The sequence below is a fragment of the Chryseobacterium sp. HMWF035 genome (genome assembly GCF_003094695.1).
GTDB lineage: Bacteria > Bacteroidota > Bacteroidia > Flavobacteriales > Weeksellaceae > Chryseobacterium > Chryseobacterium gambrini.
The window spans coordinates 1-16,777 of record NZ_QEHP01000025.1 but is presented as its reverse complement, the minus strand read 5'-3'; the positions used below and the strand labels follow the sequence as shown (position 1 = coordinate 16,777).

11 protein-coding genes are annotated in these 16,777 nt (G+C 33.6%); all 11 read left to right on the top strand.

The annotated features are described in order from the left end of the window. Positions 1-89 precede the first annotated feature (89 nt). Genes DD829_RS04825 through DD829_RS04775 form a run of 11 tightly spaced genes read left to right on the top strand, consistent with a single transcriptional unit; the run spans position 90 to position 16,452 of the window. Positions 90-629 carry a hypothetical protein gene (locus DD829_RS04825; protein ID WP_116547573.1) on the top strand — a complete coding sequence of 180 codons (540 nt, stop codon included), beginning with the start codon at positions 90-92 and terminating at the stop codon, positions 627-629. 6 nt (positions 630-635) lie between these two features. Beyond that, positions 636-2,306, top strand: coding sequence for a phage baseplate assembly protein V (locus DD829_RS04820; protein WP_108408955.1), 1,671 nt, complete (start codon positions 636-638; stop codon positions 2,304-2,306). A 3-nt stretch (positions 2,307-2,309) separates the two neighbouring features. Then, complete coding sequence (locus tag DD829_RS04815; protein WP_076390631.1) at positions 2,310-2,600, top strand: PAAR domain-containing protein; 291 nt, start codon at positions 2,310-2,312, stop codon at positions 2,598-2,600. 13 nt (positions 2,601-2,613) lie between these two features. After that, entirely contained in the window at positions 2,614-3,030 is a 417-nt protein-coding gene (locus DD829_RS04810) for a GPW/gp25 family protein (RefSeq protein ID WP_108408953.1), read from the top strand. Between the two features lie 4 nt (positions 3,031-3,034). Next, a complete protein-coding gene (locus DD829_RS04805; RefSeq protein ID WP_123906809.1) occupies positions 3,035-6,331 on the top strand; it encodes a hypothetical protein in 3,297 nt (1,098 codons plus the stop codon). Between the two features lie 2 nt (positions 6,332-6,333). Beyond that, positions 6,334-9,426, top strand: coding sequence for a hypothetical protein (locus DD829_RS04800; RefSeq protein ID WP_108408951.1), 3,093 nt, complete (start codon positions 6,334-6,336; stop codon positions 9,424-9,426). Between the two features lie 13 nt (positions 9,427-9,439). Then, positions 9,440-11,896, top strand: a complete 2,457-nt coding sequence (locus DD829_RS04795; protein WP_108408950.1) for a hypothetical protein — start codon at positions 9,440-9,442, stop codon at positions 11,894-11,896. A gap of 21 nt (positions 11,897-11,917) precedes the next feature. After that, on the top strand, positions 11,918-12,532 hold the full coding sequence (locus DD829_RS04790; protein ID WP_116547572.1) for a hypothetical protein: 615 nt from the start codon (positions 11,918-11,920) through the stop codon (positions 12,530-12,532). 5 nt (positions 12,533-12,537) lie between these two features. After that, the gene (locus DD829_RS04785; protein ID WP_123906808.1) at positions 12,538-13,977 is read left to right on the top strand and encodes a contractile injection system tape measure protein; all 1,440 of its coding nucleotides are present in this window, start codon (positions 12,538-12,540) and stop codon (positions 13,975-13,977) included. 13 nt (positions 13,978-13,990) lie between these two features. Continuing rightward, a complete protein-coding gene (locus DD829_RS04780; protein ID WP_108411129.1) occupies positions 13,991-15,151 on the top strand; it encodes a DUF4157 domain-containing protein in 1,161 nt (386 codons plus the stop codon). A gap of 20 nt (positions 15,152-15,171) precedes the next feature. After that, positions 15,172-16,452 carry an ATP-binding protein gene (locus DD829_RS04775; protein WP_116547570.1) on the top strand — a complete coding sequence of 427 codons (1,281 nt, stop codon included), beginning with the start codon at positions 15,172-15,174 and terminating at the stop codon, positions 16,450-16,452. Positions 16,453-16,777: the final 325 nt, after the last annotated feature.

Here is a 16,777-nt window from a genome sequence, read left to right as displayed (position 1 = left end):
AAAACCAAAACAGAAATACAATTAATTGGAAATCAAATAGTTAAATTAAAAAAAACATTATTCAAAATAATAAAAAAAATCTTCCGACCATGACTAGGGTAGTACCGCCGGGAAAAATAAAAGACGGAAAAGGAGAAATGTCTTTGTTGGATAAAGCAGGAGATGTCCTTGGTGCGCTTTCACCCGCCATTGTCAATCCTTTTGCAGAAGTAAAATCTGTGGAAGAAGACGTTGAAGCATTTAAGAATCTTACCATTGGCTACAACGGCGATACTCATCAAACATCTTATTTGCAGATTCTTTGGGGAGGATTCAAGTTGCAGTGCCGTCTGAAAAGTATGGACATAGAATACACACTTTTCAGAAAAGACGGAAGACCTGTAAGAGCTAAAGTTAAATGTGTTTTTAAAGCAACCACAACTCATCAGATCATGGTTGCACAGCAGAACAAAACCTCTCCGGATCTTACACATCTCAGAACCGTTACGATGAATGACAAGCTGGCTTTGTTGGCAGAAAACATCTACGAAAATCCTTCATATTATATAGATGTGGCTCAAGCCAATCAATTATTAAGCTTCAGAAAAATAGAAACTGGGCAAAACATTTCGTTTCCGCCCATTAAATAAAATGATATGCCAGTTCAACCTTATATACCGACGGATGATCTTCTAAAGCTGGAATTTTTAACAGACGAAAAAGATAATGGGCTCGACGCTTTACTTAAAGAAGCACAGGTTACCTTTGAACTGAATAAGATACCTTTTGCCAAATTTACTTTTATCGCCTCAAATCCCGATGTAGATACGACAGCAGATCTACCGACAGATTTACTTAAAAAAGGACAGAAAATAGAACTAAAAGTAACGGTAAACAAAAAACCTCAGACTTTGTTCAAAGGATTTATTAAGTCTGTTGAAAAGAGCATCAGCGAAAGCTCTACTACGGTAAAAATAGAATGTAAAGATCAGGCTTATCAATTAACGAAACCATCTAATGAATCTGATGACAGTACCGAAACTTTCAAAGCAAAATTAGATAGATTTTTCTCTCAGGCTAATATTACAAATAAAATTGAATCAGAGGGACAAAGCTGGGAAGAAGAATACATCACCCGCAATCCTCATACAATTCCGTGGGATTATCTGGTAGGATTTTTAGACTCAATCGGGATGATGGTGAATGTAAGAAACGGAGAATTCAGTACTTTGGATATTTTAGAAGCTGTTCCCGAAGAAAAATATGCAGCAGAAAACGGAATCAATGTATTCATGTTTTCAGGAAGAGAAGACGAGTCAAAAAAATTAAGCAAGGCTTCGATTGAATATTGGGATCCGTCTTCCCAGTCAATGGAAAAAATAGAAGCAGAACAGGAAGCTGAAAAAAATATCAAAACATTGTCCCTTAACGAAATCCGTTTTTTGACTTCTACAATGACAAGAATGGCAAATACATTTCTTAAAAGAAGCAATCACGCTGTCATTCAGGGAGAAATTTTAACCTTCGGAAATCTGGAAGCCAAAGCAGGAGATTTTTTGATTTGTAATAAAGTCAATAAAGAAATTGATAAAAAGAAATTATTAATCCGTAAAGAATACCACACCTTCGAAAATGCCAGTTGGAAAACCGAATACACTTTTGGGGTAGAATCAGAACAGTCTTTTACTGAAACCAATTCGCCATCCATTCCTGCTCAACAGGCGCAAACCGGACAAACCAATTCGGTGAGCGGATTACAGATCGGCGTAGTTACTCAGATCGAAGAAGATCCGGATAATCAATTCAGAATAAAAGTAAGAATACCCACACTTTCTGAAAGCGGAGAAGGAGTCTGGGCGAGATTAGCCAATGTATTTTCAGGAAACGAAATGGGAAGCTTTTTTATCCCTAACGTGAATGATGAGGTGATTGTAGGATGTCTGGGAAATAATCCCGATACACCCATTATTTTAGGAAGTCTTTACAGCTCTCAAAATGCGATGCCGTTTCCGATTGAAAAAGAAAATTATACGAAAGCATTTGTAACCAAAGAAGGTACAAAAATACAGTTAGACGACGAGAAAAAATCTATTGAGCTCAGTACAAAAAAAGGCAATAAGCTTTTGATAAGCGATGATGAAAAAGGCTTTGTACTCGAAGACGAAAATGGAAACAAAATATTGATGAATGCAGACGGAATTACATTAGACAGCAGCAAAGATCTTATTCTTAAAGCCAGAATGGATTTCAAAATGGATTCGGCAAAAGCAGCGCTTTCGGCGTCTGCAACAATGGATGTAAAAGGATCAATCATAAAACTCAATTAAATTATGCCTGCAGCAGCAAGAACCGGCGACATGCACGTTTGCCCTATGGTTACAGGAACAGTACCACATGTTGGAGGTCCTGTTTTACCGGGAGGAAATTCTACCGTATTAATTGGCGGAATGCCGGCTTCGGTAGTAGGAGACAGTTGCGTTTGCACAGGACCGCCCGATACGATTGTAAAAGGATCAGCAACGGTGCTTATTGGCGGAGTTCCTGCCGCAAGAATGGGAGATTCTACAGCACATGGAGGAACAATTGTTTTAGGTTGTCCCACAGTGATTATAGGAGATTAAAAAATTAAAAACTATGAAAACAGATGACTTTTTAGGAAAAGGATGGGGATTTCCTCCTGCTTTCAATACTGTTACCAGAACAGTTGAAACCGTTTCCGGCGAGAAAGATATACAGGAAAGTCTACAGATTTTACTGAGTACGCAGCTTACAGAAAGAATCATGCGTTCAGACTTTGGCTGTGATCTCACCCCGCTTCTGTTTGAAAACATTACGGTAACGCTCCTCACAAAAATTAAAGGCATTATTGAAAACGCCATTTTAACGTATGAACCAAGAATAGATATAAATGATATTTATTTTGGCTCAGAAACCAATGATACACAAGGGATTATAAGGATTGAGATTGAATACACCATTCGTGCAACCAACTCAAGGCTGAACTATGTATTCCCATATTATCTGGAAGAAGGAACTCATATTAAAATCTGACATCATGGAAAATTGTTCTTCAAAAATATCAATCCATCAGGGAACGGGAACAACCCAAAATGCAAGGTTTTTATCAGCCTTACAACCCTCATATTTTCTTCTGGAAGAAAGAGAAGAGATAGATTATGTTGTATTGGCTCAGAAAATGGCTCAATACCTAAACTATTTTAATGAATCTGATTCTAATATTGCACAAAGCGACTGGTCATCATTTTTTGCTTATGAATCTACCGCAATTTTAGCCCGGATCTTCAAATGGAATATTGAAGATTATGAGAAAAAATACGAAAATGTTAGAAAATCTATTGCATTAATTAATGATAATGAAGAGCAGAAAAAACGGATCAGAGAAATTTTTGAAAAAATTCATAAAGATTTTACCAGCCTTACAAACAAAATCGACACTTTAGATCATCAGATTTCAGTAAAAGAATTTTTATTAAGCTCCAAAAAAGATATTGAAAAACAATTAAGCACTTTACTTTCAAAGATTTCAGACGAAAAATCAATCATCACTTTATTACAGAATTATCAGTTTAATAAAAATATTCAGAATCTTTTCGGATTGCTTTTGTATTGGAAAAACAGCACTGAAAAAGCATTCAATCAACAATTAGAAAGCTATCCTTCCCACACTCCGCATTATGCTTTGTTTCTGGCTTTTTTAAAACTTTTGGGCATTGCAAAAAATCACCTGAATGACTTTACAAAAAGACATCTGGATTTTTATTACAAAGACATTTTACAATTACTTCCGCAGAAAGCACAACCGGATTTTGTTCATGTATTAATAGAACCTGCTGCCAACAAAAACGCTTTTCTGTTACCGAAAAACACCATTTTCTTGGCAGGAAAAAATTCGTTGGGGAAAAATAAATTTTACGCTTCCACTTCAGATCATACGATTAATTCTGTAAAAATTAAATCATTTCTAAGCCATCATATTGATCAGAATATCTGGAAAAAAACAGATTTATTTCCCTTAAACGCTACGAATACTCCTTTTTCTGCTTTTCAGTCTTCAGAAAATACAGAAACAGGTTTGCTTTTGGCAAGTCCGTTATTTTACATGAAAGGCGGAACAAGAACTATTACTTTGAAATTTGATCCTCATATTTTAGATCCGAATTCATTTGATTTTTGGATGACCGGAGAAAAAAAATGGGTAGAAATTACTCAGGAAAATAAAGAATTAACGCAGGATAAATATATTAAACTTACCATTCCTGCTTCTGAAAAAGCGATTGTTCCGTTTAATAAAGAAATTCATGAAGGAGAAGCAATTGAAACCATACATCCGATTCTTAAAATAATTCCTAAAAACAACACCGAAAAGATTGATTGCAAAACGCTTGAAATAGGAATCGCAGTAAATGGATTAAAAAACCTGATTGTTGCGACCGACACAGGAGTTGTAGATATTAATAAACCCTTCAAGCCTTTTGGAGACTTCCCTAAAAACGGGAACGGATTTATTATCGGATGCAACGAATTTTTCATGAAGAAAGGTGCAACCGCAAAATTTTCAATCGAGAGCGATGCGTTGTCGTCTAATTTGTTAGCAGGTACGGTAAATTCTAACTTGGTAAATTCAAATATAACATCAAACAACGCTCAGGTTTCTAATAAAGTTTCGGCAATTCAATCAGTAACAGCAACAAATACAGCTTTGTTATTTCAAAATCTGACGATTCATAGAGCCAATATTTCTCATCTTCGTCTTGTTGGCAATTCTTTATTATTTGAAATGAAGGATGGTAAATTTAGTAATGAAGGAAATAAAACTTTCAATTCTGTTTATACCAACAACAATCCTGTAAAAGAATATTTGGAAGACGAAATTCCTAACAAGGAAACGATTTCCGGATACATCAGAATTCAGCTAAATGATAATAAATACGAGAAAGAAAAATTCTTAGAAAATTATATAAAAGCGGCTCAGGAAAAAACAACTTTGCCAGAAGTTCCTGTTATTCAGTCTTTGGTGATGAATTATTCTCTCACTCAAAAATATAATTTTAATACTTCAGATGATGCTCTTAATACATTGGAATTTTATCATCTTTTACCTTTTGGATATGAAAAATTACGTCCGAACTCTTCGTTATCATTAATTCCGGATTTGCCACAAAAAGGAGAAATCTATATCGGATTTGAAAATGCACAGCCCGGAAACGGATTAAGCATTCTTTTTCAAATGGCAGAAGGAACAGCCAATCCGAGAAAAGAACCCGCCAAAATCTCCTGGGAATATTTGTCAGACAATCAGTGGAAACCAATAGACTCATACGATATTGGAGACGAAACACTCGGTTTACTGCAATCCGGAATCATTAACATTACCGTTCCTCATTTCGATAATTCGCAAATTGTTGTTTTACCTAAAAACCTGTTTTGGTTAAAAATTTCAGTTGATGAATTAGACCGGATCTGCCATTTTGTTGGCATTCACGAACAAGCTTTGAAAGCAGTTTTGTTTGATTTTGAAAATAACGGAAGCGGTTTTCTGGAAGTTACTCCAAAAGAAACGGTTTCAAAACTATATCAACCCAATCCTTTTGTTAAAAAAGTAAAACAGCCATATCCTTCTTTCGGAGGGAAAAAGCAGGAAGAAGATACGCAATTGTACCAACGCAGCAGCGAAAGACTGAGACACAAACAAAGAGCCATTACCACATGGGATTATGAAAGACTCATTTTACAGGAATTTCCGGAAGTGTACAGAGTGAAATGCTTAAACCATTACCGGTATGATTCAGAAAATGTTTCCAATGTTTCTGCGGGTTATGTAACGCTGATTCCGGTTGCAAAATCGCTTAATTCATCCAATGTTTGGGAATGGAAACCATTGTTAAGTTTAAGTACTTTACAACATATCAAAAACAGAATCATGGGATTGTGTTCTCCGCACGTTCGTTTGTGTATAAAACCTCCTGTTTTAGAAAAAATCCAGATTGGCTGCAAAGTAAAATATAAGGATATTCCCGGAGCAGATATCCGTTTATATGCTAAAATGCTTGCAGAAACAATTAACCGCTACATCAGTCCTTGGGCTTACAGCGATATAGAAATTGACTTTGCAAAAAAAATAGAATTATCCTCATTGATTCAGTTGATCGACAATCAGTCTTTTGTAGATTATATTATTGATTTTAAAGTCAATCATCTCATTCTGGATGATGATGAAAATACAGTCATCAAAACAATGGCAGATGTAAAGGAAATTGTTCCGCAGACAGATTACACTTTGTTTATTCCGAATGATACCCATGAAATTAAAGAACTCAAAAACAACTGTTAACCATGAATCCCGAATATTACATACCGTCAGAAAGAATATTGAAGCCTTCGCAGGACTATAATTTTTTGCGAAAAGAAGGTTTAAAATATATTGAGAAACTGGGAAACACTTTCTGGACAGATTATAATGCACACGATCCGGGAATTACCATTTTGGAAGCACTTTCTTATGTGATAACGGAATTGGGATACAGAACAGATTTTGAGACTAAAGATCTTTTGACCAACAAAAACGGAAAAATCCTGAACGGTTCTTTTTTCACCGCAAGAGAAATAATGACCAATGCTGCGTTGACCGAACTAGATTACAGAAAGATTTTAATTGATATTGAAGGTATTACAAATGCATGGTGTTTAGCAACCCAAAAAGCACCCGCCAAAACTGATTACAATATACCCCATCCCGCAGAACAAAAGTTATACATCAATGTTTTAGAAGATAAATTGAGCTTTGATGCTAAAGATAAAAACAATACATCATTAGAACAGCTTTCCGTAAGAGGATTAAACAAAATTATCATTGAGCTGGATGAAGATCTTGTTGAAGATTCTACAACAGAACTGGACTTTTTATTCTCCACTCTCGGAAAATGGGTAAAGGTGAAAATTACTTCTGAATTTTCTTCATGGAATAATCCTAAAGTCCTTCTTCTGAGCAAAATGGATAAACCCTCCAAAATAAAAAACAAAAAAGTAGAGATAAAAGATAATACAGTAGTTATTGTGGTTGAAAGAACCACAGAGATCAATGATACTTTAAAATTTATCATCGAACCTTTTGATAAGAATGAACTTCAACAGGTAAAAGATCATTTTAGCACAGAAAAACCAATTTGTGATATTATTGGATTATTAAAAGATAGAAGTACAGAAGAAAAAAATAAAAAAATAAGAATTGAACAGATTTTCAGAAACGTTCAGCAAAAGCTGCATCAAAACAGAAACCTTACCGAAGATTTTCTTTGTGTGGAAACCGTTCAAAGTGTGGAAATCAGCTTCTGCGTAGATGTAGAATTAGCACCTGAAACCGATTCTGTAGAAGCAATGGCGCAGATTCAGATGGCGATTGAAAAAATTCTCAATCCTCCGGTTCGTTTTTACACGTTGTCTCAGCTAATGGAACAGGGTTTAAACTCTACCGAAATATTTTTAGGACCAAAATTAGACCATGGTTTTCTCAATGATGAAGAGCTTCAAAAAGCACAACTTCCGAATAGCATTCATGCTTCGGATATTATTGCTGCGATTATGGAAATTAAAGGAATTGTGTCTGTTGAAAATCTTCTGATGACGGCTTATAACTCTTTGGGACAACCGATTACGGGAAGTATGAACCAAAAATGGTGTCTGCATTTATCGGGAGAAGAAAAACCTTTGTTTTCTGCTGAGAAATCAAAAATATTGTTGTTTCAGAAGAACATCCCTTTCCTTTTGTCTGAAAACAGCCAAATGTTGGTCGATCAGAAAGTTCAGCAGCTTAAAGCTCAGATAAAAAATTATAAATTATATTCAGTTCAAAGCGATTTGTCCGTTCCGAAAGGTCAATTTTATCAGTTGGATGAATATTACAGCGTTCAGGAAGAATTTCCTGTGAATTATGGATTAGGAGCTAACGAAATTTCTGATAAAGCTCCTGAAAAAAGAAAAGCTCAAGTGAAACAACTGAAAGCGTATCTGCATTTTTACGATCAGTTACTGGCAGATTTTTTCAATCAGTTGTATCATGCAAAGGATATTTTTGATATTAACTCTTTAGACAAAACTTATTTCCCGAATTATTTGAGCAAAAATCCGAAAACGGGAAAAGATTTTTATTCAAAAGAAATTTATGTGAACACAATTCAAAAGTTAGATGCAGATGAAGATGAAGAAGAAACTTATGAGAATGGTTTTCACAAGGCATTACTGAAAGGTGATCCTGAATTTGATGTTTCTCTGGAAGAATCGAAATCAGTTTTCAATGACAGACGAAATCGTGCTTTAGATCATTTGATGGCTCGTTTCAGTGAAAGTTTTAATGATTATGTCTTTATGATGTACAAAGTAAGTCAGGATTCTGGAGGTTTGGGAGAAATGTCTTTTCAGCCTCAAGATCTGATTCACGATAAAGAAGCATTTTTGAAAAATTATGCCGAGATCAGCTCCGAAAGAGGGTTGGGAATAGATTATCTCAATGCAAAAATTACCAAGGATAAGTTCGGTTTTCAGGATTTCTGGGAAACAGATCACAGAGGAGGTTATGAAAAAAGGACTGCAAAATTATTGGGAATCAATAACGTCGGTTTAAAAGATATTGTAACAGAAGATGAGGTTCGGGCAGAATGGGTGTTACCTTTAAAAATTAATCATCAGTCTGTTATCTGCAAAATTGTGCAGCCTGCAACAGATCTGGAAATAAAATGGAAATGGACACAGCGAAACCTGCTCGATACAGAAGTGTATTTTATCCATAAAAAAGGCAGCGGATTTTGCATTTATTTAGGCGAAAATCCTAAGAAAACAGCAACCATAGATAAGACTTTTAAAAGCTATGAAGAAGCCTCGGAATTTTTGTATCAGCTGATTCAGTTACTCAACGAAGCGTATGAAAATTTCTACTGTCTGGAACATATTTTAGTAAGACCATTTCCTTATTTTAATAATGATAAAGAAGATCTTTTAACAGTTTGTCTCAAAGATGACTGTAAAGACGAAGCGAATAACGATCCTTATTCCTTTAAAGCAACCATTGTTTTGCCGGGATATTTATCGAGATTTAAAAATATTACTTTCAGAAGATATGCAGAGCAGATTTTCCGTCAGGAAGCTCCGGCTCATGTTTTACTGAAAATTTGCTGGGTAGGATATGAAGATATGCTGAATTTTCAGAAAGCGTATAAAAACTGGCTGGAAAACTACAGACATTTCAGACTTAAATATTGCAGCAAGACTTTAACTAAAAAAGATTGTACAACTTTTTATCAGTATCATAAAGTATTGATTGAAAAGCTGAAAGAACTCAACACGATTTACCCTGAAGGAAATTTATACGATTGTAGGCTCAGTGAAACCACCAATCCGATTGTATTAGGTAACACCTCATTAGGAACTCTTTAAAAATTTTACCATCATGAAAACTCAAAACCCATCTAAATATCCTGTTTTTGAAGCCGATCAGGTTTTAAGCCAGAAACATCTGAACCGCGCCATCAGTTACCTTGAAGAACAAGACCGGCTTACCCGTGTCGGAGGCATCGGAGTTGGTATTATCTGTGGTCTGGAAATTTCGCATCCACAACCAAACCAGATTACCATAAGCTGCGGTACAGCTATTACTTCATTGGGATACCAGATCAATTGGGAAGAAAAAACGTTCAGTTATTATCATTCGATCGAATTATCTGCTGATTTTCTCGCTCCGAAATTTATCGATGGTGAATATCTGGAACTTACGTTACCTCATGCCAAAAAATATGAGCCGTTAAAAAATTCCATAGAACTTTTACCGACCAATACGCTGGAAGTTGACCGAATTGCGATCCCGAATAATTTTTTCAAGGATAAAATTGTCATTCTGCTGCTGGAAACTTCACTGATTGACGAAAAAAACTGTGTAACAACCAATTGCGACGATAAAGGTAAGAGAATTGAGTTTAAAATAAGACCGTTATTAATTTCCATTAATCAGTTAAATCCTTATTTATTTCCCGAATATCCGAAAGTGATGAACTTTGAAAAAATTTCATTACCGAGATATAATGTTCCTCATAATCAACTGATAACAGGTTCGGATGTTTTGAATGAATTTAAAAAGAATTTGGCAGATTCCGTAATCAGTAATGTTTCAGAGAAAATAAGTATGGTTTATAAAAGTTACAAATCAATCATCAGTAATACCGTTGATTTTAATGTATTGAATAATCCTAAAACCGCTTTGGAAACGGTAATTAACGCCAATAAAGACAGCATTCATGTACAGTATTTATGGGATTGGATGTCGGATATTTCTTCCGCTTACAACGAAATTATAGAATTTAATGAGCGAAACCCTTCTTTATGCTGTGTAGATGAAACCATGTTTCCTTTCCATGTTGTTTTAGGACAAGCAGATGATGATAATATTAATTACCGAACTCCGTTTTTTTCCACTCAAAACAGCTCGTTAAAAAACAAACAAAAAAGAAAAGAGCTGTCTTTATTATTTGAAAGATTAGTTCATCTCATAAAATTTTGGATTACGGAAGATCATATAATAAAGATTACGCCTTCTTTTTACGGAGATTTCCCGCTTTCTAAAAAATCAATCCCTTTTTATTATGACTATATTTTAGAACTAAATAAAAAATGGAGTCCTAAGAAAACCGGAAAAAATAAAAATAACGAAATCCTTTCTTACCATTCTGAAGTTGCCGGTTACACCACTTTGGATTGTGTAAAAAAACCTTTGCTGTATGACATTGAACCGTATAATTTCTTTAGGATTGAAGGGCATATTGGGAAAAATTATCAGGAAGCGATAAAAGAAATTATTGCCGTAAAAGAGTATCATAATCTTCCATTTAAAGTAATTGCTCTCAATGCGGCAGATTTAGAAAATCATACTCCAAATATTACAACTTTTGAGGGAGATTGGGGAGATATTGAGTTGAATTATGATTTAGTGCGAAGAGATTGGGAAAATGTAATAGGAAAATCAATCGAATGGATTCTATATAAAGATGTAAAAAAAGAAATAGATAATTATCCTAAAATAAAGCCTTATTTTAATTCTGGAAGATTTAGGAAAAACGAACTCGATTTATTTATTACATATTTAAAAAGAGGCAGAAACTCTATGGTAGAGTCTTTCTCTGAATTTTTAAAATTTTATTCCAGTTTTATTAAAACCTATGAGAAAATTGAAGATATGGCTCGAAATTATCGTGAAAATATTTTCCAAAACTTAGGACAAGACGAGAATGAAATTTTTGCAGAAGACCTTATAGATCATTTAGATGAAATAATAATGGTTTGCCAGAAAGGAGAATTTAGAGCTTTATACCAAGCAGCAATGCTGAAATGGAAAGAAATCAGTCAAAACCTTACAGTGAAGAAATTCTTTGAGACACATTCCGGTATTGAGCATAAAGCGGGAGTAAATAAAGGAGGAACTTTTATCCTTATCTATGAAAGCGTCAATAAAAATAGAATAAGTTCAGAGATAATGTTAAATGCCAATCCAGTAACTGGAATAGCCTCAGTAGATGCAAGACCTTCCACTACTGCATTAGCAGTGCCTGTAATAAGAAAAGAAACTTCAGATTGCAATGATAAGTTAATCAAAATAAAAGCAGATTTTGAAAGATTTTCATATAATATTTTACCGTATGAATATAGAGTATCATTTATGAATCATGTTAATCGGTATTTATTTTATGATAATAGTATTAAAGAGACAGTAGTTCAAAATACGGTGATTGCAGATTTTTATTTGCCTTACATCTGTTGTGGCGAAGGCGACAATATCAATTTTATACTTGAAAAAAGCAAAGTAGGAGATTTCAATCATCCGGATTTCAACGAAAAAGATTTCAATATACCCCAATAATAACCATAAAAACTAAATATCATGGCAACAAAAGATGAAATAACATCAAAAATTAATAGCAAAATTGTAAAAGACGGAAACATTAGAGCCGTAGATACCAATGAAATTTTAAGAGATATTTTGGATTTTTCGAATACAGGTATTACTCAAAATACAACTAATATTAACAATATTGAACAAAGAGTAATAGTTTTAGAAAATAAGCCGGAAACAGATGATTATAAACCTTTCAGTTTTTGGGATGAAAATCCAATAGCAGATAACAACGGGCTTTCTCAATTATGGTATTCTTTTAAAGGGATAAGCAAAGAGTCTGTCAATTTTACATTTAAGTTTGTTTTATTAAAACCAGATTCTAAAAAAGGAAAAGAATACAATTATAAACTTAATGATAAAATTGTTAAAGAACTCAAAAGTATATTAATTGGTAAAGATGATAATCTAACATTTATTGTTCCGGGATGTTATAATGATTTTTATTCTAATCATGTTTGTCTTAATATCTCTTTGATTGAGGATACTCTAAAATTTCGGTTTTCAGATAATAATTTTAATGATAATAATTTTGATAACGGATTTAATATTTTCACTTCAATACATTTTCATTGCCCACCATTCAATTTTGATAGAAAATAATCGCAATGCATCTTCTCCTACAACATACTGTCGATATTCAATGTTCTTCTCAAGTTTTTGGAAAAGAGATACAAAATACATTGTCTGATGTTCTGGAGAAAGATTTTTATCCTAAACTGGAAGTCATTTTAGACCAATATTCAGTAGAAAATCACGAATGGGAAATTGAAAATCTGACGATTGAGTTACCCAATATTTCTAAAAAAGAATGGCGAAAAGAGCTTGTTTGCCAAACTTTACTTAAAATTGAAGAATATCTGAAAAATCATTTTCCTGTTTTAGAATTAGATAAAACCGAAGAAAAATTAAAGAATTTCGGATTTGAATCACAGGCGAAATTTTCCGAGAAATTATTTTTTGAATATTTGAAAACAGGAATTATTGCAGAAAATTCTTACTCGAAAAATATAGATGAAATTGTTGAAGCAATAGAAATTACAGAACTGTTTTGTGAAAAAATCATCAATATTTTCGATAAAAGCAAAACTGCATTAATCAGATTTTATTTTAATACTAAAGAATCTTTTAAAGAAAAAGTGAATTTTGAAATTTTAAAGCTTTCGAACGCAAAACAACCACTTTCTAATGCTCTAAAAGATTTTTTTAACTCCGGAACTCTATTTTCTTCCATTGAAGAGCTGGAAAAGTGGCTTCATAATCAGCAAAATCTCTCTGAAAATAAAGATAAAGAGCAATACGATTTTAATGAAATTAAAAAAAACAGAGAAGGGACAATTAAACCTGATAAAGAAGAGATAATAAATCAGGAAAAGAGTTCAAGTGATGTTGGTAACGAAAAACTTTCTCTGAATAAGGGTGAAATCCCTGAAAGTGATAAGGAAAATAGTGCTAACTTTAATGAAAACAACTATCAAAACCCGAAAAAAAATCAACAAAATATTCGTGAAAATATAAAAAAAGATACTTCAGAATTACAGATTTCATCTCTTTACATAGACAATGCGGGTCTTGTTATTCTGCATCCTTTTCTTTTAAACCTTTTCCAGAAACTGTATTTATGTAAAGGAGAGATTTGGACAGACAAAGAAAGTCAGCACAAAGCTGTTTTATTAACCCAATATTTAATTACAGGTCAGGAAATTTTCTTTGAAAATGAATTGATTTTAAATAAACTGATGTGTGGCTTTCCTGTTGAAAATGTAATTAATACCAGACAAAAGCTCAGCAAAGAAGAAAAAGAAATTTGCAATGATTTGTTGTTAGTCGTCATAGAATATTGGTCTGTGATGAAAAACACATCGGTAGAAGCACTTAGAGAAACTTTTTTACAAAGAGCGGGAAAATTATCCGTGTCCGAAGTCCATTCTTCAGAACTGTGGGTGGAAGAAAAGGGAGTAGATGTTTTGTTATCCAGCTTACCATGGGGAATTGGCATGATACAGACACCTTGGATGGACAATTTTTTACATTGCTATTGGAACTAAAAACAATAAGATCATGGAAGCAGTAAACCTTCAAAGAGAACAAAAACAAACATCAAAAAAGAATAATTCAACATTTTTCAAACCTGCTATTCAAAAAAAACTGAGTGTAGGTTCTGCAAACGATTCCTACGAAGTAGAAGCCGATCAGGTTGCAGATAAAGTAATGAAAATGAGTGAACCTTCCCCACAAACTATCCATACTGGAGCATTGCTTCAAAGAAAATGCGCAGCCTGTGAAGAAGAAGAAAAACTCCAGATGAAACCTTTAGCAGAAAGTATTTCGCCACTTATCCAACGCTCGTCATCAGAAATTGGCGGAGTTGCACCAAGTCACGTAGAAAACCAAATCAATTCCAGCAGAGGAGGAGGAAGCGTAATGGATCATGAAACAAAAAACTTTATGGAAAGCCGTTTCGGAACAGATTTTTCCAATGTGAAAATCCATACAGGAAGCGAAGCGGTACAAATGAGCAGAGAACTGAACGCACAAGCTTTTGCTGTAGGAAATGATATTTATTTTAATGAAGGAAAATACAGTCCGAATTCCGATAATGGAAAACATTTACTGGCACATGAGTTGACGCATACGATACAGCAAACGGGTAGTATTGGAAGGAAGATACAAAGAACCTGCGGAGATGTAGCTGAGAATTGGTACAATCCGTTCATAAGAATTGCTTCGTATGATTCTGGTTGTATGATTCAATACGCAAATGTAAATAGAAGCACAATCACTCCTATTGATTCAGATTGGCAACGAAATGCTTTAAATACAGGATTGTTTTCGGCATTTGCAGGAGTTGCGACTACGGTTATCGGAAGAAGGTTGGGATTGTCACAGTTGGCAGCTTTAGTTTTTGGTGGAGCTGTTGGCGGTATCAGAGGATACGTTGGTATGACTGCGAAAGAAAGAATCAGAGGTTATACCGTTGTGATGAATAATTGGTACGGAAGATACAAGTACAACGTTATTACAAACGAAATTTTAGCTGTTGATTATCAGGGAAAAAGTAATGATGTACTATCTATGGTTTCTCCGTGGTATTTGGAAGAAGCAATATTTGATGCTGAAAATAACATAATTGGTAATTATATTCATACAAATGAAATGGATATTCCCGGAGTACATGTAACGGGTGTTTCTTTACCTGAAAATTCGTTTGGCACTATTTAATAAAAAATAATCTTCATAAAATGCCCTTCCAGAATCTAAAATCTTACATTTTAAATTCCCTTGCTCCTCAAAATGAAGGAGTACAGGAAAATTATGATTTTAAAAATACTTTTTCAGAAATATTAGGAAGAATAACCACTCACGAAGAAGCTGTGATTTTATTATTGGCATTGGTTCCTCATGTTCTTCCTCATTTTTTTGATGATATTATTAAAAAAGTACATTCTGAAGGAGGCGAATTTCCAGAATTAGGCGGTGTAAGACTAGAAAACCACAGAGGAATGTTGCCAACAGGCGAAACAGCACAATATATTTTAGCAAAAGAAAATATTGAAAATCGTCTGAAAATTCAACAGCTTTTTGATAGTTCTCATTGGTTTTTAAAAGACCAGATTATTACCCTAGATGCTGTAAAAGAAGGTGAACCTTTAATGAGCGGAAGACTTATTTTAAAGCCTGAAATCATACATTTATTGTTATACGGAGAAAAATTGAAACCTAAATTTAGCCAAGACTTTCCTGCAAAAGAAGTTTCCACTCAGTTACAATGGGAAGATTTGGTGGTAAGTACCACTATTCAAAATCAGATTCATCAGATGAGACTTTGGATAAAGCATCACCGTACTTTACGGGAAAACTGGGGAATGGGAAAGCATCTTCTTCCTGGCTACAGAGCATTGTTTTATGGACCTTCCGGAACAGGAAAAACATTAACAGCTACCTTATTGGGTAAAGAATTTGGCAGGGAAGTATATCGGGTAGATTTATCGCAAATCGTTTCGAAATATATCGGAGAAACAGAAAAAAATCTTGAAAAAATTTTTACTCAGGCAGAAAATAAAAACTGGATTTTGATTTTCGATGAAGCAGATGCTTTGTTTGGAAAACGTACTCAGACAAAATCTTCAAATGACCGGTATGCTAACCAGGAAGTGAGCTATTTATTGCAGAGAGTAGAGAATTTTAACGGATTGGTTATACTCACTACCAACTTTAAAAATAATATAGATGATGCTTTTTTACGCAGATTTAATTGTTTAATAAGTTATAATAAACCCAATGCTGAAGAAAGATTATTGCTTTGGCAAAAAATGATTCCCCTGAATGTTACTTTAGAAGATTCTGATATTTTACATAAAATTGCCACAAATTATGATTTAACCGGCGCTCAAATTATTTCTGCGATTACATATGCTTGTTTAGAAGCAATCGAAGAAAATAATGTGGTGCTGAAAAATTCTTTTTTATTAAAAGGTATAGAAACAGAATACCAAAAAGAAGAAAAACCTATCATTTTTTAATCAGATGAATCTTTTAACACTTTATTAATATTTTATAAAATATAGTAAAAAAAGCTGAAGAGATTTACTCCTTCTGGCTTTTGTCTGCATTCCAATCAGGAAACTTTAAACAACCTTTAAATATGGAAAATAGTTTATTGTGATAAAATTATAATATTGCTTATTCAGAAAAGCAGTTTGTTAATTAAGATTTAGTATTAATTTGATTCTAACATCCTTATTTTATGTAATTCTTAAATGAAATAATTACTAGTATTTATCTAATTAATAATATTTTTTTTAAAAAAAATCTAATTAATTATAATTAATTACTAATAATAAAAAT